Genomic DNA, 26,913 nt, shown 5'->3' with positions numbered 1-26,913 from the left:
CGATCCGGAGGCCGATCATGGGTGACTCTCCCAACGAGCCCCTCAGCCGGGCCATTCGGCTGGTGCGCGGGTTCCTGGACCACGGTCGGCAGCCGACCCAGGACGAGGTCGAGGAAGCGGTCGACATGGTCTCCATCATGCTGGCGCGCAGAGGCGAGCAGCTGGACCGCGCCGAGCTGCTCAAAGAGGTGGAGACGCTGGTCACCGTGTTCCAGGAGCGGTCCCTGGGGCTGTCGGACCCGAAGGGGCACGAGGCGTGGCTCCAGGAAGCGAAGGTGGACCGCTCCTGGGACTTCTGGGAACGCTACCGCTGGTTCCTGGAGGACGTGAAGAAGCTCCCTCTCTCGGTGGTCCGTCGCCTGGACCAGACCACTGACGACGTCCTCGGTCAGTTGGAGGACCCACGTCGCCAGGGGCCCTGGCGACGAAGGGGCCTTGTCATCGGACAGGTCCAGTCCGGCAAGACCGGCCAGTACATCGGCCTGGGAGCCAAGGCGGTCGACGCCGGCTACCAGTTCATCGTCGTGCTGGCCGGTATCCACAACGACCTACGCAGCCAGACGCAGCTCCGCATTGACGAGGGGCTGCTGGGCTTCAACACGCAGTACCAGATGCGGGCCAACGAGCCCGGGCGGACGCGCGCCATGGGCGCTGGGCGTATGCCGCTCCAGGGGCGCAAGAGGTTGGACATCGCCTCTCCGACCAACAGCCGCGAGGACGGGGACTTCGGACGGAAGGCCGCAGCGACCATCAACTTCCCACTCGGCCGGTTCCCCGTGGTCCTCGTGGTGAAGAAGCACTGGCGCATCCTGGAGTACCTGCGGAACTGGGCAGTCGACGTGCAGGGGACCGAGCTCGCCGACGGGGGGAAGATCGTCCAGGACATTCCCCTCCTGGTGATCGACGACGAGGCGGACAACGCCTCGATCAACACCGTGAAGGACCCGGACGCGGACCCGACGAAGACGAACCAGGCGATCCGTGAGCTTCTCAACTCCTTCGAGAAGTCGGCCTACGTCGGCTACACGGCGACACCCTTCGCCAACATCTACATCGACCCCGACGCAGAGCACGAGAAGGCCGGGGAGGACCTCTTTCCCGAGAGCTTCGTGCGCAGCCTCCCCTCCCCTTCCAACTACCTAGGCCCTGAACGGGTCTTCGGTCTCCAAGTCGCGGACGACGACGAGCCGGACGTCGTGCCGCTGCCCCTCGTCCGGCACGTCCGGGACGCGGAGGGCTGGCTCCCCCTGAAGCACAAGGCGAGCGCGAACGTGAAGGGGGAGGCACCCGCGTCGCTCCGGGACGCGGTGATGGCGTTCGTCCTGACCTGTGCCGCGCGACGCGCACGTGGGCAGATCCGGGTGCACAACTCGATGCTGGTGCACGTGACCCGGTTCACGCGGGTTCAGGGGCAGGTCCACGAGCAGGTGGACGACCTCCTGCGTCATCTCCGCGACGTGCTGCGTGACCGCTACGGTCGCGGCGCGGAGCTGTTGGCGGACTTCCGACAGCTGTGGGAGGAGGACTTCGAGCCCACTTCGGACTGTTTCGACCCTGACGAGGCACTGCCTCTGACCTGGGAGAAGGTTGAGGCTGAGCTCTTCGACGCACTGAAGAAGATCACCGTCAAGTCGATCAACGGAACCTCCCAGGACGTGCTCGACTACCACGAGCACAGGAGGATCGGCCTGTCCGTGATCGCCATCGGAGGCCAGAAGCTCTCCCGGGGGCTCACCTTGGAAGGGCTCACCGTCAGTTACTACCTCCGCTGGGCGAACACGTACGACAGCCTCCTGCAGATGGGCAGGTGGTTCGGGTACCGGCCCGGTTTCGAGGACCTGTGCCGCCTGTACACCACGCCCGAGGTGCAGGCAGCGTACGTCGAGGTGACGTCGGCGGCGGACGAGCTCCGCCGCGAGGTGGAGGAGATGTCCACGCTCGGGCTCACCCCCCGGGAGTTCGGCCTCAAGGTCCGTGCCTCTTCTCTGGGCCTCATGGTCACGGCCGCCAACAAGATGAACAACGGCAAGCGTGTCCTGCTCAGTTACTCCGGGGAAGGGCCGGAGACCGTCATCTTCGATCTCGGGACCCAGGCACTGCGCCACAACCTCCAGTCCCTCGAACAGCTCGTCAGGCAGCTCGACGTCCTGAGTTCTCCTGAGGTCGACGGTCGTAGCGGGACCGTGACATGGACTGGTGTCAACCCGGACCGTGTGGCCGCCTTCCTCGCCGGCTACCGGGCCGACCGGATGGCACAGCGGGTGCGCCCGCGTCTGATCGCGGACTACATCGAGCAGTGTGCCCGGAACGGCGAGTTGGGCAGTTGGACCGTCGCACTCGTCAGCAGCTCCCAGGCGGCCTCCACGCTGTTCGTCGGGGGCCACGAGGTGGGGCCGGTGCGACGGGCCGCCCTGAACGAGGACTTCCGTGGGGAGGGCCGGTACACCATCCGACGGGTGCTCAGTCCCGTGGACGAGCAGCTCGACCTGGACGAGGGGCAGGTCGAGCGGGCGTTTGATGCGACCAAGGCAGAGGCGCGGGAGAGGGAGAGGCCCAAGGAGCCGAAGGAGCCCTCAGGGGTCTACCTGCGTCGGCAGCGGGATCCCGGAAAGGCGCTCCTGTTGCTCTACCCGATCATCGTGGCCGCAGAAGAGGGAAGCGAGACGAACACGCCGACCTACCTCGTGGGTTTCCAGGTGAGCTTCCCCGTGTCCGAACGCCACGTACGGACGGAGTACCTGGCGAACAGGATCTACCTGCAGGAGGACATCTATCCGCTCGACGCGGGGGAGGACGGCGAGTGAGCGTCACAGAGGAGGACTGGACTGAGCTCGAGACGCCGCAGGGAGCGCCGGGGCGCTCGCAGCGGCGGTTGTACCCGTACTCGCCGGTCGACATACACCTGTCAGTGGGTCATCCGAACGGCGACCGGATGCTGGTCATCTCGTCTGACGCGCATTCGGCAGGTCACGTCGTGAGGACGGTCCAGCACCTTCCGCGTACCGCCGGGATCGAGATCCAGCTCAACGCGGTGTCCCGCCTTGAGTACGAACTCAGACTCGTACTCAAGGCAGGCGAACTCCGAGAGGTGTTCAACCCTCTGGTCACCGACGTTGCCGAGACGGCGAGTCTCGCCGTCGACGCTGCTGGGGCGCTGTCCGCCGCAGTCGAACGCTACGAGCGGTGGCAGGACCTGCTTCGAACCGTGGGCAGCACCGGGCTGACGCCAGAGGCTCGGCGCGGCCTCGTCGGCGAGCTCGTCGTCCTGAGGGACAGGCTCCTCGGCGTGCTCCCGGACCTGGAAGCGGTCGGGGCATGGGCCGGCCCCACCGGGGCCAACCAGGACTTCCAACTGGCGCGAGTCGCGCTGGAGGTGAAGACCAGCACGGCCAAACGACCGCAGACGCTCCGGATCGCGAGCGAGAGGCAGCTTGACAGTACCGGGGTGCCCGCGCTGCTGCTCTGCCTGGTCTCGTTGGACGAGCGGCAGGGCGGATCGGGGCAGAGCCTCAACCAGGTGGTCGACGGTGTCCGGCGCAGACTCGCGGGCTCCGCAGCCCGCGCGCGGTTCGACGGGGCGCTCACGCAGGCCGGCTACCTGCCGGGACACCGCGAACTGTACGACGAGCACCGGTACACCCTGCGCGACATGCGCTTCTGGCATGTCAGGGATGAGTTTCCCCGTCTGGTGGAGTCCGACCTGCCGGAAGGGGTCAGTGACTGCCGCTACCACGTGGCGGTCGGCGGTCTGGAAGACTACCGAGCCACGGACGACGAAGTCGCGGCGCTGACCGGGGGAACCGATGGCTGAGCAGGACCTGTCCGAGTACGCGAGGAGCCTCGTCGCGGACGTGCAGGCGACGGCGGAGGCGGAGGGTTCGACGACCCATCCGGCGGTCTTCACCGCCCGCGTCCTCTACGACCTGGAGCAGGCGGGGGTGCTGGAGAACCCCTTCTCGGCGTACCACTCCGGGCGGGGTTTCGAGGTATACGGCTACGGGGTCAGTACGGACGGCACCACGCTGGACCTGTTCGTCACGGAGTTCGATCTCGCACCGCTCGACCGCAAGGCGACCAAGGCGCAGATGGACGCGGCCTTCAAGCGGCTCCTCGGCTTCGCCAGGCGCTGCCGGGAGGGGCTGAAGCAGTACATCGACGAGTCGTCCGACGTGCACGACATGTGCGAGGCGGTGGACAAGGCGCTGAGCGAGGTCGCCCGTATCCGCCTCTTCTACCTCAGCAACAGGATCTGCACCGCCTCCGAGGTGCCGCCGACGGAGTTCGACGGGTTGCCGGTGAGCCGCGAGGTGTGGGACCTTGCACGGCTGCACAGGAACGAGACGTCCGGCTCGCTCGCCGAGCCCATCATGGTCGACTTCGACCCACCGCTTCCGTGTGTGCTGACTCCCAGTGACGAGCCTGACCACTCGGTCGTGCTCGGAGTGATTCCCGGCAGCACGCTGGCCGACCTGTACGAGTCGCACTGGACGCGGCTGCTCGAACTAAACGTGCGATCGTTCCTCCAGGCCCGGGGCAACGTCAACCGCGGGATCCGGGAGACCATCCTCAAGGCGCCAGGGCGCTTCCTGGCCTACAACAACGGAATCACGGCCACCGCGACCGAGGTCGGGTTCGTCCGGGACTCGGAGGGCCGGCCGACCCACGTCAGCAGTGTCCAGGGGCTGCAGATCGTCAACGGTGGGCAGACCACCGCCTCGCTCTACTACGCTCGGGCGCGTGACCGGGCCGACCTGTCCCACGTACAGGTCCAGATGAAGCTGACCAAGGTGGCGCCGGAGCGCCTCACGGACATCGTCAAGCGCATCTCGGAGTACTCGAACACACAGAACCGGGTGACCCAGGTCGACTTCAGCTCCAACGACGCCTACCACGTCGACGTGCAGCGCTACACCCGTTCTCTCTGGGCGCCTGCCGCCGACGGCAGCACCCAGGAGACGCACTGGTTCTACGAGCGGGCCCGCGGCCAGTACACGGACGAGTTGACGAAGGCCCAGACTCCGTCCCGTCAGAAGAAGTTCAAGCAGATCAACCCCCTCAAGCAGAAGTTCACCAAGGCCGACCTGGCCAAGTACGTGCACTCCTGGGAGCAACTGCCGCATCTGGTGGGTCGAGGTGCCCAGAAGAACTTCGTGGAGTTCACCATCCGGCTTGCGGATGATCCCCCCAAGGTCGACGTCCAGTACTGCCGGCGGGTCATCGCGATGGCGATCCTCTTCAAGGCCGTCGACAAGATCGCCGGCGTCCACAAGGCAGCCAGTCACAAGAGCCTGGTCACGACCTACACGATGGCCAGGTTGTCGCTCGCCGCGGGACGCCGCATCGACCTCGACCGAATCTGGCACGAGCAGCGGATCTCGCCTGTCCTGGAGGCGGCGATCGACTCGCTCTGCCCGTTGGTCATGAAGACGGTCCTCAGGCCGCAGCGGGGCAACAACGTCGGCGAGTGGGCGAAGAAGGGGGACTGCTGGGACGCGGTCTCCCGGGTGTCGTGGACGGTACCGGGGGAGCTGGAACAGGAGCTCCGGGAGGTTCCCCTGCACGCTGCGAGCCTGTCTGTCGGAAGCGACGTGGCCACGGAAGGGAGGGAAGCGGAGCTTCTCGCCGTTCCCGTCGACGAGTGGTTCGCGATCGCCCGATGGGCGAAGGAGACACATAGTCTTGACCCGTGGCAACGGCAGCTGGTCCAGGCAGTGGGTCGGCGCTTGGAACTCGACGAGAAGGTGCCCGTGACCCAGGCGTCCCAGGCACTGCACACGCGGAACGAGGCGTTGGGGCTCGGCTTCAGGCCGTAGGGGCGGGATCCGGCATGTACGCCTAGGTGTTTCGGTTGGTGGCCAGCTGTGACCGGGTCGTCCAACTCACAGGAGGTCGCGTGACCGGCTGGGTGAGCACCGAGAAGAGCGCGCACCTGAAGGGGCGGCGGTCCCGGGACACGAGCCCCGAGATCGCTCTACGGCGTGCCGTCCACCGACTCGGGCTCCGCTTTCGTCTGCAGCGGAAGGTGGCCCGGAGGTGCACCGCCGACTTCGTCCTGCCGCGGCACAGGGTGGCTGCCTTCGTCGACGGCTGCTTCTGGCACGGCTGTCCGGCCCACGGTCCCAGCGACTTCCGCGGTCCCAACGCGGAGCGCTGGGCGGATAAGCTGGAAGCGAACCGGGCCCGCGATCTGCGCAACACGGTTGCAGCCGAGGCGGCGGGTTGGGTTGTCGTACGGGTGTGGGAATGCGAGATTCGGCAGGACGTGGAGGCGGCTGCTCGTAAGATCGCAGCCGCCTGCGTCCGCACTACGACCTCGGCTCCGATGAGGGGTCGGTGAGGCCCGGCTGTGTACGAGGCGTTGCTGTCCCTGGTGCCGGTTCGCTGGTGAGCCGAATCTCGAGGCTGGTGAAGTCGATGTCGGGTGTGCCGATTCGACCGACCGTGCGACTGTGTGCCGTCAGGAATGCCTCCGCGAACGGGCTGTCGAGAGTCGCGACGCGCTTCCACTCGCCCGACTCGAGGTGGCGTCGGATGTCAGCCAACGGCACGGAGCTCACGTCCTCGAAGTCGACCACGAGGTCCGGGATGTTCAGGTACTTGGGAAGGACCCGGTACCGATTGTGATCGGTTCTGAAGATCCTCTGCAGTGCCTGCTTGTTCTTCCCGTTCCGGGTGGCGTCCCACGTCCTGAATGGGGCAGACTCCCTGATCTCGGCAGCGCGCGCGAGCCGCACGAACTCGACCTTCGCCTGTCGGGCTCCGGCTTCTCCAGCAGACGCCTCGTCCTCGTACAGGTCGCAGGCCGGAGTGAGCACCAACCACCACTGACCTTCGCTCGTGCTGACGAGGTCGGCAGCCGTCAGGTGTGAGGTGACCGGGGGGTTGAGGTAGACCCGGGCGGCGGACGAGTGCGCGACCACGCTTCCCACGCCGCTCCCGATGACGCTGTCCAGCTCCTGGACGGCGCTGTCCTTCAACCACGCGGACAGGCGGTGCACCAGGACGAGCGCGGTCTCGCTCATGTCCGTCGTCGCCATCTGCTCCCAGTTCGGCGCGATGACATCCCTCAGGAACGTGCTGAGCTGGCGGTTGACGAGGTCGCTGATGAGCCGGCTGAGTGCCGGCACCCCGCATGTAAGGCCGTCGCGCACAGCCTGCGTGACGTCGGCCAGCCTGTTCTTGTGGACGACTTGGACGAGGGGCGGGGCCGCTAGGTCCTCGACCTGTCCGGGCACGGCCGTGCAGAAGACGACGGGAACCCAGCGGATACCGGCAACCCTGTCGTACAGGTAGCGTCCCCGCGCGGCACTGTCCGTCCCGGTACTCTGGCCGGAGCTGTCGCGGACGTCGAGGACAACCAGATCGAAGTGCTCCTTCGCGAGGCGTGCTTCTGCGTCGTCGAAGCGTTCCTCGATCTCGCACTCGATCGACCCAAGGTCCGCCAGCTGCCGCTGCAGCATCTTCTCGAGCCGTACCGCCAAGTCGTGCTCGTCATCCACGATGAGCAGACGAAACACCGACTCCCCCGTCGTCACCCGACACTCCTCCTCAATGTGGCCCTGAAACAAGCCCCAGGCAGCGGTCCTTCGGACATCAACGCGAGATCACCGTCGTAGAAGTCCTGGACGACGCTCCCTGCGATGCTCAGTCCCAGGCCGATTCCGTCTTCCTTGTCGCTGAAGTACGTGTCGAAGATCAGGTCTCTGATCTCCTCGCGGACTCCCGGCCCGCTGTCGCTGACCACGATCTCGACAGAGCCGTCCGGCAGGCGACCTGTGTCGATGCGTACCTGACGCTCTTCGTTCTCCTCCTGAGTGGAGAGCCAGAAGAGCGCGTTCCCGACGAGGTTGACGATCACCTGGTTGACGTCACCAGGATCCAGGGTGACCATCGCGTCCTCCCCCCCGATGACGAGGTCGACGTTCAGCTTCTTGATCTCGCCCTCGTACACGGAGACCGCCTCGCGGATCGTCTGCTGCAGCGAGATGCTCCGCGGACGTCCCCGGCGTCGCCCGCTGAGCGGCTGGATCCGTGTGAACAGCCGGTCCAGCGCCTTCTCCTGTGAGGCGAAGCCAGCATGGATGTCGCGCAGCTCGTCCTTGAGAGGTTCACGGTCCGAGGGGATGCCGTTGACCAGGTCGTCCAGCTCCTGGAGGACGTACGCTATGCGCGTCAGGGCCGAGCGGCCGTCATGCAACACGACGTCCACGAGCGTTCCGAGAGTGGCCAGCCGGGAGAACTGCGAGAGGATCTCCTGGACCTTCTTGACGCTCTCGTTGATCGTCTCGGTCGCCTCGTCGAGAGCTCGTCCCAGGACGGCGTCATCTGCGTAGCGCTCCCCGACTACCTTGCGCAGTGGCTCCAGATTGAAGGAACTGAAGACGCCGTGGCCGCGGTCACCGCCGGCGCCTGACGGATGCCTCGGTTGCCCACCCGGAGCTGCTTGCTTGCGCCTTACCCGGTACCGCTCGGTCTCCAGAGCGGAGACCGCGGTGGTCAGGACCTTCTTCAGGTCCTCGTACTCCTTGCTGTCGATGAGCCCTTCCCGGTGGGAACGGTCCTGCAGCCCGGGGTTGCCGTCGGCCGTGATGTAGACGAAGCCCGCGACCTGGTTGTTGGAGAAGCGCATAGTCGGGTTGTTCACACGCCGCTGGTCGAACTCCAGCCAGTCGTAGCCAGGCTCACCGAAGGGCTGGACGCGGAATCCGTCGCGGTAGAGGGCGACTCCGCTGTTGCCACGGATGAGCTTGCGAACCTCGGAGATGTTCCTGGCGCCGACGTCCAGGTCCACGATCCGGCGCAGGGACTGCGCTTCGAGGTCCCACGCGCGGATGTCGACCTCCAGAGGGCCACAAGCAGGTCTCACCGCTTCGCTCGGCAGCCTGAGGTCCACCTCGGTCGTGGACTCCTCCGCAGCGAGATACAGCGTGAACCGGCCTCTTCCCTCGGCGTCAACGGCGCCCGTCAGGCGGTAGTCAGGGTGCGCCAGGGCCTCGCTCGCAGCGACGAAGCCGGAGTGGTGCTCCAGTTCCCCGGAAGGCAACTCCAGGAAGATGGCGAAGTCCGGCGTCTCAGGAGCGCTCAGCTCGGTCGGAGCAGGTGGGGGCAACAGTCTGGAGAGCGACCGCTTGAGCAGCGTGACGGTGTAGTCGTCCCATGTCTGCCGCAGCCCGTTCAGCCTCATCAGGGTTCCGTGCGGGGACCCGTCTCCACCCCAGGGGTTGCTGACGCGGGTACTCGCGGACGCAGCGCCTGCGCCGTACCTCTCCAGGAGGTCGTCCAGCAGCAGGTCTGCCTCTCCCCATGGCGCGAAGACGGCAGGATCACCCACACGCCAGTTGACGGGGACCTGGTCTAGATACGACTCTCCTTCGACGAAGTCGCCCCAGTTGATCAGGAGGGTGGTCTCCGAGCCGTCGACACGTCGAGTGGTGAGTTCGGTGACCGAGGCGAGACGCGCTGCGGAGAAGCGACCGATGCCCTTGGCGCCGAGGACGCGCCGGCCCAGGCTCTCGCTGCGTGGAGCACGCTGCCGGAACGAGGTCGCGATTTCCAGCCACGTGCCGCGCACCGTGTCCGGAGACATGCCGTGACCGTTGTCCCAGACCTCGATGGCCCCCTGGCCTTCGACCAGCGGCCCGATGAAGCGGATCAGCACGAGGCTGGCGTCAGCGTCATAGGCGTTCTTTACGAGCTCGGTGAGGGCGACGCGCTCGTTGCTGATCAGTTCCTCTCCGAGGGTGCTCATGAGCCGGGCGCGCGGCCTCAGGTACACCTCGTCGCCGCCTACGTCCACACCCACCACCTGTCGGTCAGTCGCGCCCGCAAGTCCCCCGAGCGCAGGGAGTTCCCACGGATCTTACTCCGCCGACGTGCCTCAGTTTCCGTACTGTCGCCGACAGGTGTTGACGCCTCTGCCTGCGTGTGCCGGGGGCAGGGGCTATCGGCCTTGCAGAGTGGTGGGTGGATAGCGCGTTCGCCGGTGGCTGGAAAACAGTGGAACGTCCGCCAGCCGTCGGTGTCGTCCGCAACGATGACCCCATGATCCCTGAATTCCGCGTGGACGTGGACCTCGACTACGACCTAGACACCCTACGTACCGACTTGGACGCCGAGGACGTAGCCCAGGGCTTCACCGAGCATCACGAATACGAATGCATGGGGCTTCCCAGTTGGGATGACGCCTTGGGGTGCCTGGCCAAGGAGAGCTCCCTCCTGGCTCGCGCAGAGAAGTCGGATTCCGCGGACGGAGTAGGAGCCCTCCTGGACGAGCTGAGGGAGGCCGACGACATCGGCCACGCCGAGCTCACCGGGATCGTGTTCAGCAACAACGACCCCGGCGTGGCGGGCCTCAGCGCAGCGCTGAGCGCCGCTCGCGTCGTCACCTTCTACTCCTGCTCCGCCGGGGGATACCACCATGCCAAGTACCCGACGGTTGGTGCCGTCCCGGACCGGGCCCGTGCCGAGCTCCTCGTGGACCTGATCCGGAAGAGCGGCTGTGGGGTGGGCCAGAGTGACGGCCGCTGGTACATCTACGGCCGCAGCGTCTGGCAGACCCACGCCCTCGCAAAGTCGATCGTCGACTCCCGCGAGCTCTTCGACGTGCTGCCGGCCCCGGCCTGGACTGAGGGGCTTCAGGAGGTGTTGGACGACTGAGTGAGCCTGTTCGAGCGGCGCAGATGACCCCACCCCCACCGAGATCCGGCGCCTTCTGGCAGCTCGACCTGAACACGGTTCTCCAGGCCACACTCACACCGTGATGGTCCTGCTGGGGCCGCCACCATCAGGCTCGAGCTCGCCGCTGCTACTGCATGCGGCGCGGGCGGCACCGCCAGGTGGGTCACCGTGGTCCGCACCGTCCGCCGCAGGTGCGGTAGACGCTTGAAGTCCGTCGGCTGATACCGGAACATCTCACCGATGACGGTGAAGCCGACCATTGTCTCGGGGCGGGTCCGACGGCGGCGTCGGTTCAGCAGAAGGTGCGAGCTGGTTGCCGGACCGGGTGGAACGGGCGCGGGCCGCCGCGCTGCGGGAGCTGCTCTCGCCGGGCCGCGGCAATTGTTCGCGCCAATTCAGGAAGGTACTGCGGATGGCCGCTGCACGGTCGGTGTCGAAGCCGTAGGCGGCGAACTGGCGGTCGTTGAAGCGCTGGACGCTGGCGAACATGTCGGCGAGGACGGTGGTGTCGAAACCGCCGTCGCGTTCCTCGGCCAGCTCGATCAGGCGCTCGCGGGTGTATCCCGCGGTGAGCAGGCCGTTGACGTCGATGAAGTCGCGGGCCTCGGCGCGGGAGAACAGGGCGGTCATTTTGCCCGCTGCGACGTCGTCGGGGTGCAGGACCGGTCCGAGCACCCCGTTGACGGGTGGATGGGAGAGGAATTCCGCGACGAGTTCCACCTTCGCCTCCCGGCCGGTCGCGGGATCGGTCACCCGGAGGCGTACGTAGGTCTCCGAGGTGGTGGCAGCCTCCGCGCCCAGACCCGCGTCTTGGAGCGCGGCCACGACGCGCGCTGTTGCGGCCGGCATTTCGTCCCTGCGGTCGAAGGGCGTGAACAGGTCGACGTCGTCGCTGAGCCGGTTGACGATCTGGTGGGCTTGGACGGCGTAGCCGCCCGCGAGGGCGAACCCGAAGTCGTCAGCGAGGGCAGCGAGGCAGATCCGGATCAGTCGCGCGTGCAACTCGTCCACTACGCCGCCGTCGCCTCACGGCTGAGCTGGGGGAAGCGCTGCTCCCACCTGGCCCGTGCGGGCGCGGGGATGATCAGGTGGGGCCACAGCCGCTGCAGGGTGGCACCGTCGAGGTGATCCCGAAGGTCCGCTGCGGACTCTGCTTCGCGGACGACGCGTTCGTACATGACGGCGAGGTCTGCGTCGTCGTCAAGGTCGTAGGCGTACTCCGGGCCCCAGTCGAGGTGGCGGGGCAGCCTGACGAGGCCGTGCACCGGGCCTGTCAGCTCCGACAGGGTGTCCGGGACGGCATAGGGCTTTGCCTCGGCGTACCTGCTCACACCACCAGAATGCCCTATCCCGCCCCTGGGAAGCAGACTCTCGGCAGACTGAGTCGAGTGGGCGAGAGTTGCCGGAGCAATCCGCCTTGCTGTTCGCCGCAACGACTTCTACTGGACCTCACTCCAACGAGTGATGCATGTCGCGGGTGCGTCGGTGGAGGTCTGGCGGGACGTTGCAGAGTGGCCGTAGACGGATTGGCCCTGCTGTGTGGGGCCCCAAGCGGAGCCCAGAGGAGGTCCCTCGATGGAGAGCACGTCAGGTATACCAACGGAAGCTAGTACTGGGTCAGCCTGCCCGGAGTGGTGCGACGGCGGACATCGCGAGCCGTCCGACTGGCACTACGGCTCGGCCCTGCTGTTGACCGCTCCGGGCAGCGAGGGACAGCCCGCGCCAGCGTTGCTCAAGGTGGCGCTCATGGGAGAAGCCGACCCGAAGACGCCTGGGCAGATCCTGCCGTCCGTCGATGTGGAGGGCATGGAGGAGCAGGCGCTGGACGCGGCAGGGCTGGAAGTGCTGATAGCGCGGTTCGAGCGGTACGTGACAGAGCTGAGAGAGTTCCAGTGTCGCTACGGCGCGATCGCGCGTGCCGCCCAACACTGCGCTGCATGACGGATGGGGGAGGCCCCACGACCGGCCACATCAAACACTCTGAGTGACAGACCCTGCGCCGGCCGGGCAGGAAGAAACAGGGAGAGGCTATGGGATTCCTCCGGAGCAACTTGCCCGGAACTTGCCCGGGAGTATCCATAGCCGTTCGGGACTGACCGAACCGTCTGGGACTGGCCGTCACGGTTGGACATGCTCTGACCAGGAAAAACTGGGACGCGGGCCCGCCGGTTGGGACTGGTCGCCGGGTGATCAAGTGTCCTCGTAATGCGTAGGTCATGGGTTCGAATCCCATAGGCGGCTCAGAGAAGGCCCAGGTCACATAGCCCGTGACCTGGGCCTTTGTCGTTTCTCGGGTGAGGGGTGGGGCGGTCCGACAGCGCAGGGAAAACGGGGGTGCCTGGCTTCTGAGGCACGGATCGAGGGCAACGGAAGGATCGCCGCCGCGGATGCTGGACGGCCGGCTGTCCCGGACCTCCTCGGCCAGGCTGTCCACCGAGACGACCTGCCCCGGCCGGGCAGCAGCACGGTGAGGATGGTCCGTTGGTGCGGCCCCCACCGAGACCTTCTGCCCGTCGGCGACCTCCGTCAACGGGCTCGCGGGCGGCCGGTCGTCTGCGCTCCTTCGGCTGCCCGAGGGCTTGTCGGCACCGGCCGGGGGGCTCAGGGGCCGGCGGAGTCGAAGGCGGTGCGGGCGCGTTCGACGGCGGGGAGGTGGCTGGTGGACCAGTCGGTGAGGGCGGCGAAGAGGGGGGCCAGGCTGAGGCCGAGGGGGCTGATCTCGTACTCGACGCGGGGCGGGACCTCGGGGTGGTAGGTGCGGACGACGAGGCCGTCGCGTTCGAGCTGGCGCAGGCGCTGGGTGAGGACCTTGGGGGTGATGGCGCCGACGTTGCGGTTGAGTTCGACGAAGCGCTGGCGGCCGTGGTGGTGGAGGGTCCACAGGATGGGGGTGGTCCAGCGGCTGAAGACGATGTCGAGGACCGGGGTGATCGGGCAGGCCCGGGGGACGTTCGGCGGCGGGGTGCTGTCAGGTGCGGTCACGGCGGGGCCTCCCGGCGGGTGGGGGCTTGTGGGGGAGCTACTTTACGCAGGCGGTGGCGGTGAGGTGATCGGCCCAGGTGGCGGCCGCGGGAGCGGAGCCAGTCGGCGGCGAGGTCGGTGGCGAGGCGTGTCTCGGGGTCGGCGAAGTCCGGGGTGTGGCCGGTGGGTTCGGCGAGGGCGGGGGCGACGAGGTGGGCGGCGACCTTGCCCGGGTGGACGGGCTGGACCGGGGTGGCGGAGAGCACCGGCAGGACGGGGAGGCGCCGAGGGCGGCGAGCAGGCCGTCCAGGAGCTGGGGGAACTGGGCGGCCCGCAGATTGGTCCAGCCCTGGCCGGACGCGGTGAGGAGCCGCTCGCCCTCCAGCTTGGTCCGGTAGTAGCGCGACGGGACCCGGTCGACGCCGACGATCCAGATGTTGACGACGTGTCGGACACCGGCCCGACTGGTGGCGGAGGGCGGGCAGGTCGTGGGCCGGGTGGCGCGGGTCGCTGGTGTAGTGGATCACGGTGTCGACGCCGGCCAGCGCCTCGTCCGGGCCGGTGCCGGTGGCCAGGGCGTGGCGCAGCACCTCGCGGCCGAGGACGCCGGTCGCGCCGGTGACGAGAAGGGGGCGGGAGGAGGGGGACGAAGGGGAGGAGGCGGAGGAGGGGGAGGGCGCGGGGGTCTCACCGGAGAGGACCGGATGGTCAGCGGTTCTGTGACAGGGGGCGGTGCCGGTGCGCGTAGTGGGCGAGTTTGTCGGGGTTGCGCAGGATCCGGACGGCGGTGACGCCGTCCGGCCCGGCCTCCAGCAGGCCGACGGAGGTGAGCGCGTCGCCCTCCCAACCGAGCAGCACCGGGCCGCCGTTGGCCTCGGCGAGTTCCAATCGGACGCCGTCGGTGAACCGTTCGAACAGGCCGGCCAGGAAGCGGGCGGCGCTGGTCCGGCCGTGCACCGGCCGGAGCGCGGCGCGGGCCCTGCCGCCGCCGTCCGTCCAGACCACGACCTGGGCGGCGAGGAGTTCTTCGAGCTGCTCCAGGTCGCCGTCGGCGGCGGCCCGCAGGAAGCGGGCGAGCAGGGCGGCGGCCTGTTCGGCGTCGGCCGGGCCGGTCGGCGGGGCTTCGGCGGCCAGGCGGGTGCGGCCGCGGTGGTAGAGCTGGCGGGCGGCGGCCTCGGTGCGGTCCAGGACGCCGGCCACCTCCCGGTGGCTGTACCCGAAGGCGTCGTGCAGGACGACGGCGGCGCGCTCGGGCGGGGAGAGCCGCTCCATCATGGTGAGCACCGCGAACGAGACGGCCTCGCGCTGCTCGGCGCGCTCCAGCGGGCCGAGCGCGGCGCCGGCCACCGGCTCGGGCAGCCAGGTGCCCGGGTACTCCTCGCGCCGGGCCCGGGCCGAGGTGAGCCGGGTCAGGCAGAGGTTGGTGAGCACCTTGTTCAGCCAGGGCCCGGGCGCGGCCACCTGTCCGGTCTCGGCGCCGTGCCAGCGCAGGTAGGCGTCCTGCACGGCGTCCTCGGCCTCGGCGGCCGACCCGAGCATCCGGTACGCGAGGGAGAACAGCCGCGGCCGGTGCTGCTCGAACTCCCGTGCGGCCTCTTCCCGTTCCGGGGTCGGCCGGTTCGCCTGGTCCATGGGGACCACGCTAGGACACTTCACCTCGGGGGCGTCTCCGGCGTCCCCGGCGTCCCGCGGTCGGTAGCTAGGGCGGCCGCGGCCTCCGGGGGCAGGAACGCGGCCAGCCGGTGGAGGCGTGCTTCCAGGTCGGTGTGCGGGGTGCGAGGCGGAGGGGAAGCGGGGGGAGCGGGTGGGGGCGGCGGTGGGTGGCCGCCCGGGCTCCAGGCCGGTGGGGGCGGCGGCCCGGGGGGCCAACCGGGGGCCCAGCCGGGAGGCGGCGGCGGGGACCGGGGCGGTGCGGCGGGGGCGGGGCCCTCGGTCCGGAGACGGTGCCGCTCCTGGAAGAGGACGGCCGCGAGTTCGGTGCCGAAACGCAGCACGACGGCGTAGTCGTCGGCCTTCTCCTCCGCGCGCCGCCTGAGCAGGGTGGTGAAGACGGGGGCCAGGGCGGCGGTCAGCAGCAGCCACCACACGTGCTCCAGGTCCAGCAGGTCCAGCAGGAAGAGCGGGAGCACCGCCACCAGGAGGCAGCCGCAGCCGACGCCGACCGGGTGCCGTGAGCCGAAGAGGCCCGACACCGCGCGGACCGCGGCGCGGGCGACCGTACGGGCCGGCAGGCCGTACCAGTCGGCGAGCAGTGCCGCCCAGGTGTGGCCGCCGACGTGGTGGCCCAGCTCGTGGGCGAGGATCGCGGCGAGCTGGGCGTCCGTGAGGCGCTCCAGCGCGAGCCGGGTCACGCCGACGATGTGGCCCGCGGTGGCCGTCGAGTTCAGCTCGGGCTGGTCCTGCACCCACAGTTGGTACCGGGTGGGGTCGACGCCCGCGCGGTAGGCGACCTCCTTCCACACCACGGACAGCCGGTGCCACTCGGCGGGAGCGGGCTCCCGCAGGCCCATCCGGCGGGCGATCAGCTGCTCCGTGGAGGGATGGAAGACCAGCGCTCCCGAGCCCAGCCAGAGCAGCGGCAGCACCGTGCCCAGCACCGGGTCCACCATGACGGTCACCACGGTCACCACGAACAGGCTGATCAGCGCGGTCGGCAGGGCGGCCACCAACTGGGCCAGCGCCGCCTTGTCGGCGCCGCGCTGGAAGGTCTGCAGGTAGGCCCGGCCCGAGTGGAAGTGGAGGTCGTTGGTGGCGGCGGGGGAGGTGTGGGGCGGGTCGAGGGGCGGTGGTGGAGGGGGAGCGGACGGGGCGGCAGGGGGCGGGGAGGGCGCGAACGGGGGCCGGGGCGGTGGCAGTGGGGGCGGCGGCGGAGGTGGAGGCACGGGGGTCGCTGCCGGGCGGGCCGGCTGGTCCACCAGGGGCACGGGGACGGGAGCGGGAGCGGGGGCGGGAGCAGCGGGCGACGTCGGGTAGCTCGGCGCGTCGCCCGGGTACGGCGGTTCGTCGCCGGGATAGGCGGGGGCGTCGCCGGGGTACGGCGGTTCGTCGCCGGGATGGGTAAAGGCGTCGCCGGGATAGGCGGGCGCGTCGCCCGGGTACGGCGGGAAGGCGGTGGGGCGGGCGGAGTCTGGGCTGTGCGGCATGGCGGAGGGTCTCCTCGGACGGGAAGGAGCCGGGGCGGGCGGCGGAGTTCAGCCGATCAGGAGCGAACCCGGGAGCAGGACGAGGGCGGCGGCGAAGAGGACGATGCCGACCCGCAGCCACCAGTACGTGCCGGCGACGATGCTGCTGATGTCGACCAGCGAGGTGAGGATCCCGACCAGGGCCGCGCCCGCGATGCCCTGGGCCCCGACGAGTACCGAGCCCTTGGTGTCGATGCGGGCCGACTCCTGCCGGAGGTCGGCCAACAGGCTTTCGGCGCGGCGGAGTTCGAGTGCGGGCAGTCGAGGGTCGGGGATGGTCCCGGCGTCGTGGGCGGTGCTCATCGGCTGGGCGGCGGGGTGGGGATCCGCTGGTCGAACGGCGGTGTTCCGGCGCGGGGGTCCGGTCCCGGGGCCGTCGGCGGTTCGGCCGGAGTGGGCGGTTCGGCCGGAGCCGGCGGGGCGGCGGCCGGGACGGGCGGGGCGTCCAGCAGGGTCGGGGGCGCCGCCGGGGGCGCGGGGACGGCCGGCGGTTCGGCCGGGGGCGGTGGGGCGAGCGGCGGGGGCGGGGTGGCGGGGCTGCCGCCGGAGGTGAGTTTCGCGCTCAGGACTTCCCGGATCACGCTGGCGGCGAGACGTCTGGGTTCGTCGAGCTGGTGCTCCTCCAGGCCGCCGGGGCCGCCGCCGAGGGCCTGCATCGCCATGCTCAACTGGTTCTGCATCAGCTGGAGTTGGTCCTGCCGGAGGTTGTCCATGACGAGCCGGGCGTCCTCGGGGTGGCGGGCCAGGTGGAAGGCCATGGCGGCGGGGCCGCCCTGGGCGAGCCAGTACGAGTAGTACTCGATCTTCTTGGCCTCCAGCTCGTGGCGCTCCAACTCCTGTCTGGCCCCGGCGAGCTGACGGTGGTGGTCCTGCTCCTGGCGCTGCAGTTCGACCTGGTGCCGCTGCCGGTCGACGGTGAGGGCGTGGATGGTCTCCAGTTCGGCGGCCTCCATCCGCAGGGCGTGTTCGGGGACGAGCTTGCGGCGGGCGAATTCGAGCTGCCGGATCTCCTGGGCGTGCTGCTGGCTCTCCTCGTCCTGGCGGATCTGGAGGCCGTACCGGATCTGCAGGCCGGCCGAGGCGCCGATCGGTCCGGCCTGTTCCAGCGCGCGCTGGGCGGCCTGTTCGGCGCCGGCGCTGTCCGTCATGGGGTACTGCCGGAGGACGGGACGGACGGCGTCGTCGACGGACCGGCGGATCAGGGCGATGACGTCGCGCTCGCCGCTGGCGACGAAGGCGGCGGGGGAGGTGACCTGCCAGCTGCACTCCAGCACCACGTCGAAGCGGAAGGCGTCGTTGTCGCTGGGGAGTCGGAGGACGTCCGAGGCGTCGTGCACGCCGGTGTCGACCTCGTAGACGCTGGTCCAGCCGCGGGTGGCGAGGTCGTTGCGGCTCGGCCGGTTCGGCGGCAGGTAGGTCTCCAGGCCGCCCTGGGCGGTGGTGAACACCAGGGCGTAGTCGATCCTGGTGTTGCGCAGCGCCCGGAACCACGCCAACTGCTGGATGGTCACGACGGGGTCGGTGAGCCGGGTGTCCCGGTTGGCGCCCTGCGACCACTGCGGCTGCCTGTACATCTCGGTTTCTCCTGGGGTGGGACGGGGTGGGACTGGATGGAACGGAGGGCGGAGGGCGGGGACGGGAGACCCGGCGGGTCAGCTCGGCGCCGCGGGCGCGGGCGCGGGCCGGAGCAGGGCCGCGCGCAGCCGGGCGGTGTCGGTCGGCGGCGCGTCGGCCGCCCGGGGCAGGTGTTCGAGCAGGTAGTCGAGCCGTTTGGCGTCCTCGGTGGAGACCGCCAGCATCGGCAGCAGGTCGGCCAGGGCGTCCTCGGCGTCGGGGTCGGTGCCGGCGGCGGTGACCCACCGCCGCATCGCGTTCAGGCCGTAGGCGGAGTAGGTGGGGTCGTTGAGCAGGGTCCGCCACAGCGCGGCGACGGTCTGCCGGAGCAGGGCGCCGGGGGTGCCGGGGGCGGTGTCGGCGCGGGCGAACAGGTCGAGCAGCAGGGGGCGTCCGGTGTCCTGGGGGCCGTCGGACGGTTCGCAGGCGTGCAGGACGGTGAGCAGGACGAAGGTGCGGAGCAGGCCGGTGCGGGCCAGCGGCACCAGGTCGCTCCACAGGGCGGCGGCGCCGGGGAGGTCGTCCTCCTGGGCGGAGCGCTGTCCGGTGGCGAGCAGGATCGAGGCCGCGGACTGGGCGAGCTGGTCGAGTTCGGCCATCCACTCCTCGGGCGGCTCGCCCTGCCGGAGGCGTTCCCGCTGGCGGTCCTCGATCGCGCGGACGGCGTCGGTCAGGGCGGCGACCGCCTGTTCGGGGAAGGAGTCGCCGATCAGGGCGTAGCCGCGGATCGAGGTCCAGCGCAGCCGGTGGTTCCCCTCGGCGGACCAGGCCCGCAGGACGCGGGGGATGTGCGGGGTGCCCGGGTGGTGGGCCAGGGCGAGGGCGTTGGCGGCGGCCAGCCGGGAGCGGAAGCTCCGGTCGGCGGCCCAGGGCTGGATCAGCAGCGCCATGGTGGAGGCCAGGTCGGTGTGGGCGAGGACGGCGGAGACGAAGGCGGCGCGGGTGCGGACCAGCGGGCGCGGGTCCTGGGCCAGGCCGCGGAGCCAGTCGACCAGCGCGGGGCGGGCCGAGGGGTGGCCGTTCCAGACCTCGCGCAGCAGGGCGGGGGCGGTCAGCCGGTCCCTGAACTGGATCTTGTTCTGGAGGACGGTCCCCCACTCGGTCTCCTCGGACTCCTGGTAGCGCTCGGCCCGAGCCAGTTCGATCCGCCGCGCGCTGGAGGTGCCGAACACCGGGATGCCGGCCGGCTGGTGGGGGTTCTCGATCCGCTGGAGCAGGGTGAAGAGCACGTCGCCGAGTTCGGCGGCCAGCGGGTAGGGGGCGTCGTCGAACGCGGCCAGCGAGATCAGGAACGCCTTGTCGTGGATCGTGCAGTCCTCGCCGTCGAACCAGGTCCGCACCTGCTGTTCGGCCGCGTGGTGCCCGAGGGCGGCGAGCCGGTCCGCGCTGATCCGGCCGTGCGAGAAGTCGGCGACCTGCCCGGCGAACCAGACCAGTTCGGCCATCGGGCGCGGGTGCCCGATCATCGACCGGACCGGGTCGAGGGCGAGCAGCCGCTCGGTCTCGACCGGGTCGATCCGCAGGTGCGCCAGCCGGCCGCGCAGGAAGTCCGCCGGGACCGGGGGCAGCCACGGTACGGGGGGCAGGGCGCCGTGGACGGTCGGGTGCGGGCCGACCAGGACGACCAGGTGGCCGCCCTCGGCGTGCAGCCGTTCACTGAGCGCCCGCAGGTGGTGCTCGCGCAGCGGCCGTGCCGCGTCGGCGGTGTAGTCGGGCAGGACGTGCCCCCAGCCGGCCCGGAGCTCCCCGGCCAGCCGGCCGGGCGGCAGGCTCGGGTCCAGCGTCCGGTACCGGGTGCTGCCGACGGTGCGCAGCAGCATCAGCGCGGCGGTGCGGCGGCCGGTCTCGGCGGAGCCGGAGAGGACGACGACGCGGTGCTCGCGGAGCCGGTCCAGCGCGGTGTCGAACGCGTCCGGCGCCGGGGGGCCCGCCCCGGCCGGGGGTTCGGGGGCGGCGGGCCGGACGAACCCGGCCGCCACCGCGTCGACCTCGGCGGTGGGGATCTCGCCGGAGCGCTCCTCGGCGTCCTCCCCGAAGCGGTACTCGATCTTGCTGCCGCCGAGGATGACGTCGCCGAAGACCTGGCCGCCGCTGACGCCGTGCTGGTCGCCGCCGACCATGGAACCGCCGAACCGGGCGGACGGGCCGAGGAAGAAGCCGGGGGTGTGCCGCAGCAGGTCGCGCCGGGAGCTCCAGGCCTGCTCGGGGCTGGGCTCGGGGCTGGACTCGGGGTGGGACCCGGGGTGGGCGGCCGGTTCACCGGCGGGTCGGTCGGCGGGGGCGGCGGCCGGCTCGGCCGCGGGTGGGGCGGCACCGGCTGCCGCGCCCGCCGCCGGGGGCGGGGGCGCGGCCGGGGAGGGCGGCGGGGCCGCGGGCGGGGACTCGTGGTGGTGGTGCCTGGCGTTCGGTGCGGCGCTCATCGCGACTCTCCTTCGGCCGACGCGGCCGACGCGGCCGACGCGGCCGACGCGGCGTCCGCGGCGTCCGCGGCGCCCGTGCGGTCCGTGCCGGCGGTGCCGTCCGTGGGGTCCGTGGGGTCCGCGGCGTGCGGGCGGGCCGGTTCCCGGTGGCTGCCGCCGAGGACGACGTCGCCGGTGACCCGGCCGCCGCTGACGCCGTGCTGGTCGCCGCCGACGAGCGAGCCGTGCACCACGGGCGGTGCTCCGTGGAAGTGGAACACCGCGCCGGTGCGGACGGGTTCGGCGTCGGTGGGCGCGGATCCCGGGGCGGGCCGGCGGTGCTGCTCGGCGGCCGGGCCGGCGGCCGGGCCGGGGGCGGCGCTGCCGAGGTGCAGCCAGGCGGACACCGTGCCGTTCTTCACGGGGGCGTCGACCGGGGTGAAGGACTCGGGCCGGACGCCGCGGTGCCCGTGCCGGACCACGCCCTGGTAGACCGGGTCGCTGACGGCCAGCACGCAGGTGTCCCGGCCGCGTTCGGCGAGCGCGGTGCGGAGCGCGTCCGCGTCGAGCAGCCGGCACGCCTGGTTGAGGTCGTGGCCGACCAGGCCGCCGGCGGTGCCGACCTGCGGGTCGTGCGCGACCTCGCCGGCGGCGAGGACCATCCGCAGCCGCAGTTGGGCGCTGCTGGATGCCAGCCGGTTGTGGTCGTGGAGGAGTTCGGGCGTGAGGGTGAGCAGGGAGCGGAGCATCGAGGTCTTCGGCACGTCCGGGCTGAGCAGCACGATCAGTCCGTCGCCCCGGTCCTCGCGGTACTGCTGGCTGGGTTCGACGCCCGCCGCGACCAGGGTCCGGTCGACGACCAGCCGCAGGGCGCGGCGCAGCACGGCCTGTACGACGTCGTCGCGGCGGCTGAACCGTTCGATGTCCAGGAGCAGGATCGTCCGGTTGAGGGGCTCGGGCATGGCTGCCTTCCGTCGCAGTGCCGGGCCGGTGCGGCCCCTTCGGGCAGTGCGAAGATCCCAGCCGGGCGGGGAGCGGGGCGACGGAGGACGGCACACCGGTGGTGTGACCGCGTGCACAGAGCGGGCGGGGCGGGCCCGGGGCGGGCCGGTTCAGCCGGTGGCCCGGCCCGCCATCCGGCGCAGGACCTCCGGTTTCAGGACGACGAGGCCGCGGCGCCCGGTACGGACGATGCCGCGTTCGCGCAGGCCCTTCAGCAGGCGGGCCACGGCCTCCCGGGAGGCGCCGACCGAGCCGGCGAGTTCGCTCTGGGTCAGGCCGGGGGAGAGCTGCCCGTCCTCGCCGGCGTCCTGCCCGTGGGTGTGCAGCAGTTCCAGCAGGAGCAGGGCCAGCCGTTCCTGGACGCTCAGTGCGGCGAACTCGACCCGGCGCCGGTCGCTGTCCCGGGTGCGGTCGGCGGTGAGTGCGAGCAACTGCCGGGTCAGGGCGGGGCGTTCGTCGAGCAGCCGGGCGAAGGTCGCGGCGTCGATCGCCAGCGCCTCGGTCGGGGAGAGCGCGGTCACGGTCGCGGCCCGGGCCCGCCCGCTGACCGCGGCGGCCTCGCCCACGATGTCGCCGGGGCCGCGCAGGGCGAGCAGCGCCTCGTACCCGTTCGCGGACGCCGAGGTGACCTTGGTCCAACCGGAGAGCAGGACCAGCACGTGCGAGGAGGGTTCGTGTTCGCGGAGCAGGACCTGCCGGGCCGGGAAGGCGAGGCGGCCGCCGGCCGCCTTCAGGGCCGCCCAGTCGGCGGGTTCCAGCCTGGCCGCGAAGGGCACCCGGTCCTCGAACTCCACCCCGAAGCCCCCTGTTCGGCTGTGCGGCGCCGGGCCGCGGGTCACCGCTGGGAGGAGAGATTACGGCGTATCCGGCGCCGTTGGCGTCCGATGCGGGAAATCGTCCGGGCGGGTACCGGGCGGGTGCTGGGTGGGTGCCGGGCGGGGTGGTGCGGGGTAGTCACTTTCTTCTAGGTACCTACTGTCTTTCGGATGCTAACTTCGTTTCGGCGGGCGGCGAGAAGCGCCGAACGGATCGTCAACAGGCATGATTGACAAGGGAGTTGTGGGCAAATGATCGTGGTGACGGGGGCAACCGGGAACGTCGGCCGGCCGTTGGTCGCGGAGTTGGCGGCGGCGGGGGAGCGGGTGGTCGCGGTGTCGCGGAGCGTGGCGGCCGAGGGGCTGCCGGACGGGGTGGTGGCGCTGCGGGCCGATCTGGCGGGTCCGGCGGGGCTGGGGGCGCTGCCGGCGGGGGCGCGGGCGCTGTTCCTGATGCTGGCGCCGGAGATGAACGCCCCGGGGCCGGACGCGGTGCCGGCCGCCGCGCTGCTGGAGTCGGCGGCGCGGGCGGGGGTGCGCCGGGTGGTGCTGCTCTCCTCGCTGGTCACCGGCACCCGGCCGGACGAGACCTGGCACGGGCGGATGGCCGAGTTCGAGGCGGCGGTGCGGGGCAGCGGCCTGGAGTGGACGATCCTGCGGCCGGGCCCGTTCGCCAGCAACGCCTACGCCTGGGCGGAGTCGGTGCGCGAGCGGCGCACGGTGTCCGCGCCGTTCGGCGGGGTCGCGCTGCCGGTGCTGGACCCGGCGGACGTGGCGTCCGTCGCGGCGGCGGCGCTGCGCGACGGCAGCGGCGAGCACGTCGGGCGGGTGTACGAGCTGACCGGCCCGGAGGCGATCGGTCCGCGCCGGCAGGCCGAGGTGCTGGGCGAACTGCTGGGCGAGGAGGTCGGGTTCGTCGAGCAGACCCGCGAGGAGGCGCGCGCCGAGCTGGTCCGCTTCATGCCGCCGCCGGTGGTGGACGGCACGCTGGAGGTGCTGGGCGCGCCGCTGCCCGCGGAGTCCGCGCCCCGGCCGGACGTCGAGCGGGTGCTGGGGCGTCCGGCCCGGTCGTTCGCCGCGTGGGCGGCGGGGGCGCTGCCGGCGTTCCGCTGAGCCCCCGCCGCCGTCCGTCCGCCGGCGGCCGTCAGCCCTGGGTGGCGGCGTACCGGGCGCTGACGTCCTGCCAGTTGACGACGTCCCAGAGCCGGGTGACGTAGTCGGGGCGGACGTTGCGGTACTGCAGGTAGTAGGCGTGCTCCCAGGCGTCGAAGGCGAGCAGCGGGGTGGTGCCCTGGCCGACGTTGCCGTGGTGGTCGTAGACCTGCTCGACGATCAGGCGCCCGCCCAGCGGCTCCCAGGAGAGGATGCCCCAGCCGGAGCCCTGGACGCCGACGGTGGCGGCGGTGAGCTGGCCGCGGAACGCCTCGAAGGAGCCGAAGTGCTCGGTGATCGCGTCGGCGAGCGCGCCCTCGGGCCGGTCGCCGCCCTCGGGGGAGAGGTTCTCCCAGAACAGCGAGTGCAGCACGTGGCCGGAGAGGTGGAACCCGAGGGTCTTCTGCAGGCCGACCAGCGAGCCGAACTGCTCCTTGTCGCGGGCCTCGGCGAGCTGTTCCAGGGTCTGGTTGGCGCCGTTGACGTACGCCAGGTGGTGCTTGGAGTGGTGCAGCTCCAGGATCTCGGCGGACATCGCGCGCTCGAGGGCGGAGTAGTCGTACGGGAGGTCAGGCAGCGTGTAGGCACCCATGGCTGAGCAGCCCTTCTCGATCGACGGAAGGTCAGTTGCGAGTGCCACCTTATTGCAAGTCTATTGCAGGAGCAGTAGCAGGGCATTAAGGCTCGGTGTCACCGGCCGGCCGGGCCCCGGTCCGGCGGTGCCCGGGGCCCGGCCGGCCGGCGCTCACGGGACCAGGACGATCCGGCCGCGCACGCCGCCCGCGGCGAACAGCGCGTGCGCGGCGGCGGCCTCGGCCAGCCGGAAGGTCCGGGCGACCCGCAGGGTCAGCCGGCCCTCCTCGACGTCGGTGACCAGCGCGGCCAACCGCCCGGCGTCGGGCGCCTGCTGGACGGTCTCCACCGTGATGCCGCGCTCGGCCTCCGGCGCCGCCGGGGCGAGCAGCGCGGCGAAGCGGCCGCCGTCGCGCACCGCGCCGATCAGGGGGGCGCCCAGCGCGGCGGCGTCGACCACGCCCGCGACCCCCGCCGGGGCGAGCGCCCGGATCCGCTCGGCGGCGCCGTCGCCGCGCTCGACGAAGCGCGCCGCGCCCAGCTCGCGCACCAGCCGCTCGTCGGCGGCGCCGGCCACCGCGACGACCTCGGCGCCCTTGGCGGCGGCCAACTGCACCGCGTAGCCGCCGACCCCGCCCGCCGCGCCGGTCACCACGACGAGGTCGCCGGCCGAGACCGCCAGCGCGTCGACGGCCAGCGAGGCGGTGGTGCCGTTCAGCGGCAGGGTGGCGGCCGCCTCGACGCCGGCGCCGGCCGGGGCGGCGGTCACCGCGTCGGCGGGCAGCACCACGTACTCGGCGTGGGTGCCGGCCACGGTGGCCAGCCACGGGGAGAGGCCCACGACGGCCTGGCCCGGGGCCGGTCCGCTCACGCCGCCGCCCAGCGCGTCGACGGTGCCCGCGACGTCCAGACCCAGCACGTACCGGTCCCGCTTCGGCAGGTACGCCGTCAGGTGGCCCGCGCGGGCGAAGACGTCCACCGGGTTGAGGGCGGCGGCCCCGACCCTGATCCGGACCTCGCCCGGGCCGGGCTCGGGCAGCGGGACCTCGGAGAGTTCGAGGACCTCGGGCCCGCCGAAGGTGCCCACGGTAACTGCGCGCATCACAACTCCTGGATTCTCACGCCGAGTTCGGCAGAGGGGAACAGCGCTCCAGCGCCGTGCAACTAACTTATGGAGAGCAGCTCTTCATGAGCCAGTAGGCACCGGAAAGTGCCCAGGACACCAGGAGGAGAGTCATGGCCACGCAGTCCGCGGCCCAGCGGCGGGCGGCGGCGAAGACCGTCTACAACGCCTTCGTCGCCGCCTGCCCCACCCGGCAGCTGTTCGCCACCATCAGCGACAAGTGGGTCGGTCTGGTGCTGGTCGCCCTCGCCGACGGCCCCCGGCGGTACGGCGAACTGAACGCCCTGATCGCGGGCGTCTCCTCGAAGATGCTCACCCAGACCGTGCGGACCCTGGAGCGCGACGGCCTGGTCACCCGCAGCGTCACCGCCGGCGTGCCGGTCCGGGTCGACTACGCGCTCACGCCGATGGGGCGCAGCCTCTTCCCGGTGATGCTCGCGGTCAAGGACTGGGCCGAGGGCCACCTGGACGAGGTGCTCGCCGCCCGCGCCCGCTACGACGGCGCGGCGGCGGCCCCCGCCGGGAGCTGAACCGCCCGCCCCGGGAGCCCGGGGCGGCCGGTGGCTCAGGACCGTCCGGCGGACGCCTCCGCGCGCAGCCGGTCCTCGGACGCGCCGCGCCGCCAGTAGCCGGAGAACGCCACCGCCCGCCGGTCGACGCCGCGTTCGCGCACCAGGTGTCGGCGCAGCTCCCTGACGGCGCCGGCCTCGCCGGCGATCCACGCGTACGGGGTGCCGGGCGGCAGGTCGGCCGCGCGCAGGGCGGGCGGCAGGCCGGAGGGCGCGCCGGGGGCGCGGACCAGCCAGTGCAGCTCGGCCCCGTCCGGGGCGGCCAGGTCCTGGATGTCGGCGGCGTCCGGCACCTCGATCCACACCAGCGCGCGGGTGCCGGCCGGCAGCCACTCCAGGATGCCGCCGGCCGCGGGCAGCGCGGTCTCGTCGGCCAGCAGCAGCACGAAGTCGGCGTCCGCGGGCGGCCGGAACGCCACCGAGCGGTTGTCGGCGACGGCCGGCCCGAGCAGCACCACCCGGGCGCCGGGCCCGGCCGCGGCCGCCCAGGCGGAGGCCGGCCCGGCCTCCGGCCCGGTGCCGTGCAGCGCGAAGTCGACGTCCAGCTCCGGGGGTTCGGCCCGCTGCGCGCGGACCGTGTACGAGCGCAGCACGGCCCGCTCGTCCGCCGGGAGCGCCCGCCAGGCGGCGAACCAGCCCTCGCCCTCGGCGTACGGGAGGTTCGGCTCGGCCTGCCCGGGGTGCGGCAGGAACAGCGAGCAGGACTGGTCGCGCCCGCCGCTCGCGAAGGAGCGCAGCGCCCCGCCGCCGAAGGTGACCCGCAGCATGGTCGGGCCGAGCCGCCGGGTGCGCACCACGTGCGCCGGGAAGAAGTCGAACTCCGGTGTCCGGTCGGTCACTCGACCG

At 71.5% G+C, this 26,913-nt stretch carries 23 protein-coding genes; 8 read left to right on the top strand and 15 right to left on the bottom strand.

The window, feature by feature from the left end:
• Nucleotides 1-17: 17 nt before the first annotated feature.
• From KSE_RS17605 to KSE_RS17590, 4 genes are read left to right on the top strand one after another with little or no spacing between them, the layout of a single operon-like run.
• On the top strand, nucleotides 18-2,804 hold the full coding sequence (locus KSE_RS17605) for a Z1 domain-containing protein (protein ID WP_014136679.1): 2,787 nt from the start codon (nucleotides 18-20) through the stop codon (nucleotides 2,802-2,804).
• Complete coding sequence (locus tag KSE_RS17600; protein WP_014136678.1) at nucleotides 2,801-3,811, top strand: PD-(D/E)XK motif protein; 1,011 nt, start codon at nucleotides 2,801-2,803, stop codon at nucleotides 3,809-3,811. Before KSE_RS17605 ends, KSE_RS17600 begins: the two co-directional genes overlap by 4 nt.
• Nucleotides 3,804-5,813, top strand: coding sequence for an AIPR family protein (locus KSE_RS17595; RefSeq protein WP_014136677.1), 2,010 nt, complete (start codon nucleotides 3,804-3,806; stop codon nucleotides 5,811-5,813). Before KSE_RS17600 ends, KSE_RS17595 begins: the two co-directional genes overlap by 8 nt.
• A 26-nt stretch (nucleotides 5,814-5,839) precedes the next feature.
• A complete protein-coding gene (locus KSE_RS17590; RefSeq protein ID WP_331457824.1) occupies nucleotides 5,840-6,337 on the top strand; it encodes a very short patch repair endonuclease in 498 nt (165 codons plus the stop codon).
• Here KSE_RS17590 and KSE_RS17585 read toward each other — a convergent pair.
• Together KSE_RS17585 and KSE_RS17580 are read right to left on the bottom strand one after the other, a co-directional pair.
• Nucleotides 6,306-7,535, bottom strand: coding sequence for a response regulator (locus KSE_RS17585; RefSeq protein ID WP_014136675.1), 1,230 nt, complete (start codon nucleotides 7,533-7,535; stop codon nucleotides 6,306-6,308). The two genes, KSE_RS17590 and KSE_RS17585, sit on opposite strands and share 32 nt — an antisense overlap.
• The gene (locus KSE_RS17580) at nucleotides 7,532-9,796 is read right to left on the bottom strand and encodes a sensor histidine kinase (RefSeq protein ID WP_014136674.1); all 2,265 of its coding nucleotides are present in this window, start codon (nucleotides 9,794-9,796) and stop codon (nucleotides 7,532-7,534) included. Before KSE_RS17580 ends, KSE_RS17585 begins: the two co-directional genes overlap by 4 nt.
• A gap of 245 nt (nucleotides 9,797-10,041) precedes the next feature.
• On the opposite strand from KSE_RS17580, the gene KSE_RS17575 reads away from it, so the two are divergent.
• Complete coding sequence (locus KSE_RS17575) at nucleotides 10,042-10,656, top strand: hypothetical protein (protein WP_033259899.1); 615 nt, start codon at nucleotides 10,042-10,044, stop codon at nucleotides 10,654-10,656.
• A gap of 255 nt (nucleotides 10,657-10,911) precedes the next feature.
• Here the strand turns inward: KSE_RS17575 and KSE_RS17570 are convergent, their stop codons facing one another.
• Both KSE_RS17570 and KSE_RS17565 read right to left on the bottom strand, forming a co-directional pair.
• On the bottom strand, nucleotides 10,912-11,688 hold the full coding sequence (locus KSE_RS17570) for a nucleotidyl transferase AbiEii/AbiGii toxin family protein (protein ID WP_014136671.1): 777 nt from the start codon (nucleotides 11,686-11,688) through the stop codon (nucleotides 10,912-10,914).
• Complete coding sequence (locus tag KSE_RS17565; RefSeq protein ID WP_014136670.1) at nucleotides 11,688-12,008, bottom strand: hypothetical protein; 321 nt, start codon at nucleotides 12,006-12,008, stop codon at nucleotides 11,688-11,690. Before KSE_RS17565 ends, KSE_RS17570 begins: the two co-directional genes overlap by 1 nt.
• 244 nt (nucleotides 12,009-12,252) lie before the next feature.
• On the opposite strand from KSE_RS17565, the gene KSE_RS17560 reads away from it, so the two are divergent.
• On the top strand, nucleotides 12,253-12,618 hold the full coding sequence (locus KSE_RS17560) for a DUF6907 domain-containing protein (RefSeq protein ID WP_014136669.1): 366 nt from the start codon (nucleotides 12,253-12,255) through the stop codon (nucleotides 12,616-12,618).
• A gap of 660 nt (nucleotides 12,619-13,278) precedes the next feature.
• On the opposite strand, the gene KSE_RS17555 is transcribed toward KSE_RS17560, so the two are convergent.
• From KSE_RS17555 to KSE_RS17515, 8 genes are all read right to left on the bottom strand, one after another.
• Entirely contained in the window at nucleotides 13,279-13,659 is a 381-nt protein-coding gene (locus KSE_RS17555; protein WP_014136668.1) for a winged helix-turn-helix transcriptional regulator, read from the bottom strand.
• A gap of 687 nt (nucleotides 13,660-14,346) precedes the next feature.
• Nucleotides 14,347-15,270 (bottom strand): RNA polymerase sigma factor SigJ, encoded by a 924-nt coding sequence (sigJ, locus tag KSE_RS17545; RefSeq protein WP_014136666.1) that lies wholly within the window; start codon nucleotides 15,268-15,270, stop codon nucleotides 14,347-14,349.
• Nucleotides 15,271-15,290: 20 nt separating this feature from the next.
• Nucleotides 15,291-16,781, bottom strand: coding sequence for a M48 family metalloprotease (locus KSE_RS45855; RefSeq protein ID WP_255518957.1), 1,491 nt, complete (start codon nucleotides 16,779-16,781; stop codon nucleotides 15,291-15,293).
• A 48-nt stretch (nucleotides 16,782-16,829) separates the two neighbouring features.
• Nucleotides 16,830-17,123, bottom strand: coding sequence for a hypothetical protein (locus tag KSE_RS17535; RefSeq protein ID WP_014136664.1), 294 nt, complete (start codon nucleotides 17,121-17,123; stop codon nucleotides 16,830-16,832).
• On the bottom strand, nucleotides 17,120-18,394 hold the full coding sequence (locus KSE_RS43830; protein WP_014136663.1) for an SPFH domain-containing protein: 1,275 nt from the start codon (nucleotides 18,392-18,394) through the stop codon (nucleotides 17,120-17,122). The genes KSE_RS17535 and KSE_RS43830 overlap by 4 nt, the downstream gene beginning before the upstream one ends.
• A 78-nt stretch (nucleotides 18,395-18,472) precedes the next feature.
• A complete protein-coding gene (locus tag KSE_RS17525) occupies nucleotides 18,473-20,854 on the bottom strand; it encodes a hypothetical protein (RefSeq protein ID WP_014136662.1) in 2,382 nt (793 codons plus the stop codon).
• Entirely contained in the window at nucleotides 20,851-21,795 is a 945-nt protein-coding gene (locus tag KSE_RS17520; RefSeq protein ID WP_014136661.1) for a hypothetical protein, read from the bottom strand. The genes KSE_RS17525 and KSE_RS17520 overlap by 4 nt, the downstream gene beginning before the upstream one ends.
• 150 nt (nucleotides 21,796-21,945) lie before the next feature.
• Entirely contained in the window at nucleotides 21,946-22,629 is a 684-nt protein-coding gene (locus KSE_RS17515) for a Crp/Fnr family transcriptional regulator (RefSeq protein WP_014136660.1), read from the bottom strand.
• A 273-nt stretch (nucleotides 22,630-22,902) separates the two neighbouring features.
• On the opposite strand from KSE_RS17515, the gene KSE_RS17510 reads away from it, so the two are divergent.
• Nucleotides 22,903-23,763 (top strand): SDR family oxidoreductase, encoded by an 861-nt coding sequence (locus KSE_RS17510; protein ID WP_014136659.1) that lies wholly within the window; start codon nucleotides 22,903-22,905, stop codon nucleotides 23,761-23,763.
• A gap of 31 nt (nucleotides 23,764-23,794) precedes the next feature.
• Here KSE_RS17510 and KSE_RS17505 read toward each other — a convergent pair whose 3' ends face one another.
• Together KSE_RS17505 and KSE_RS17500 are read right to left on the bottom strand one after the other, a co-directional pair.
• A complete protein-coding gene (locus KSE_RS17505) occupies nucleotides 23,795-24,394 on the bottom strand; it encodes a superoxide dismutase (protein ID WP_014136658.1) in 600 nt (199 codons plus the stop codon).
• Nucleotides 24,395-24,547: 153 nt separating this feature from the next.
• Complete coding sequence (locus KSE_RS17500; RefSeq protein ID WP_033258422.1) at nucleotides 24,548-25,477, bottom strand: alcohol dehydrogenase catalytic domain-containing protein; 930 nt, start codon at nucleotides 25,475-25,477, stop codon at nucleotides 24,548-24,550.
• A gap of 134 nt (nucleotides 25,478-25,611) precedes the next feature.
• Between KSE_RS17500 and KSE_RS17495 the strand changes: the two genes are divergently transcribed.
• Nucleotides 25,612-26,028, top strand: coding sequence for a winged helix-turn-helix transcriptional regulator (locus KSE_RS17495; protein WP_014136656.1), 417 nt, complete (start codon nucleotides 25,612-25,614; stop codon nucleotides 26,026-26,028).
• Between the two features lie 35 nt (nucleotides 26,029-26,063).
• Here KSE_RS17495 and KSE_RS17490 read toward each other — a convergent pair whose 3' ends face one another.
• A complete protein-coding gene (locus KSE_RS17490; RefSeq protein WP_014136655.1) occupies nucleotides 26,064-26,906 on the bottom strand; it encodes a siderophore-interacting protein in 843 nt (280 codons plus the stop codon).
• Nucleotides 26,907-26,913: the final 7 nt, after the last annotated feature.

Source organism: Kitasatospora setae KM-6054 (assembly GCF_000269985.1).
GTDB lineage: Bacteria > Actinomycetota > Actinomycetes > Streptomycetales > Streptomycetaceae > Kitasatospora > Kitasatospora setae.
Note: the sequence above shows the minus strand (reverse complement) of the source record. Positions and strands in the feature narration are given on the sequence as shown.

Excerpts from the sequence above, each read along its gene's own strand:
- KSE_RS17595 (WP_014136677.1), top strand. The coding sequence starts at position 3,804 with ATGGCTGAGCAGGACCTGTCCGAGTACGCGAGGAGCCTCGTCGCGGAC.
- KSE_RS17500 (WP_033258422.1), bottom strand. The coding sequence starts at position 25,477 with ATGCGCGCAGTTACCGTGGGCACCTTCGGCGGGCCCGAGGTCCTCGAA.
- KSE_RS17575 (WP_033259899.1), top strand. The coding sequence starts at position 10,042 with ATGATCCCTGAATTCCGCGTGGACGTGGACCTCGACTACGACCTAGAC.
- KSE_RS17525 (WP_014136662.1), bottom strand. The coding sequence starts at position 20,854 with ATGAGCGCCGCACCGAACGCCAGGCACCACCACCACGAGTCCCCGCCC.
- KSE_RS17560 (WP_014136669.1), top strand. The coding sequence starts at position 12,253 with ATGGAGAGCACGTCAGGTATACCAACGGAAGCTAGTACTGGGTCAGCC.
- KSE_RS17505 (WP_014136658.1), bottom strand. The coding sequence starts at position 24,394 with ATGGGTGCCTACACGCTGCCTGACCTCCCGTACGACTACTCCGCCCTC.
- KSE_RS17605 (WP_014136679.1), top strand. The coding sequence starts at position 18 with ATGGGTGACTCTCCCAACGAGCCCCTCAGCCGGGCCATTCGGCTGGTG.
- KSE_RS45855 (WP_255518957.1), bottom strand. The coding sequence starts at position 16,781 with ATGCCGCACAGCCCAGACTCCGCCCGCCCCACCGCCTTCCCGCCGTAC.
- KSE_RS43830 (WP_014136663.1), bottom strand. The coding sequence starts at position 18,394 with ATGTACAGGCAGCCGCAGTGGTCGCAGGGCGCCAACCGGGACACCCGG.
- KSE_RS17510 (WP_014136659.1), top strand. The coding sequence starts at position 22,903 with ATGATCGTGGTGACGGGGGCAACCGGGAACGTCGGCCGGCCGTTGGTC.
- KSE_RS17495 (WP_014136656.1), top strand. The coding sequence starts at position 25,612 with ATGGCCACGCAGTCCGCGGCCCAGCGGCGGGCGGCGGCGAAGACCGTC.
- KSE_RS17520 (WP_014136661.1), bottom strand. The coding sequence starts at position 21,795 with ATGCCCGAGCCCCTCAACCGGACGATCCTGCTCCTGGACATCGAACGG.
- KSE_RS17535 (WP_014136664.1), bottom strand. The coding sequence starts at position 17,123 with ATGAGCACCGCCCACGACGCCGGGACCATCCCCGACCCTCGACTGCCC.
- sigJ (WP_014136666.1), bottom strand. The coding sequence starts at position 15,270 with ATGGACCAGGCGAACCGGCCGACCCCGGAACGGGAAGAGGCCGCACGG.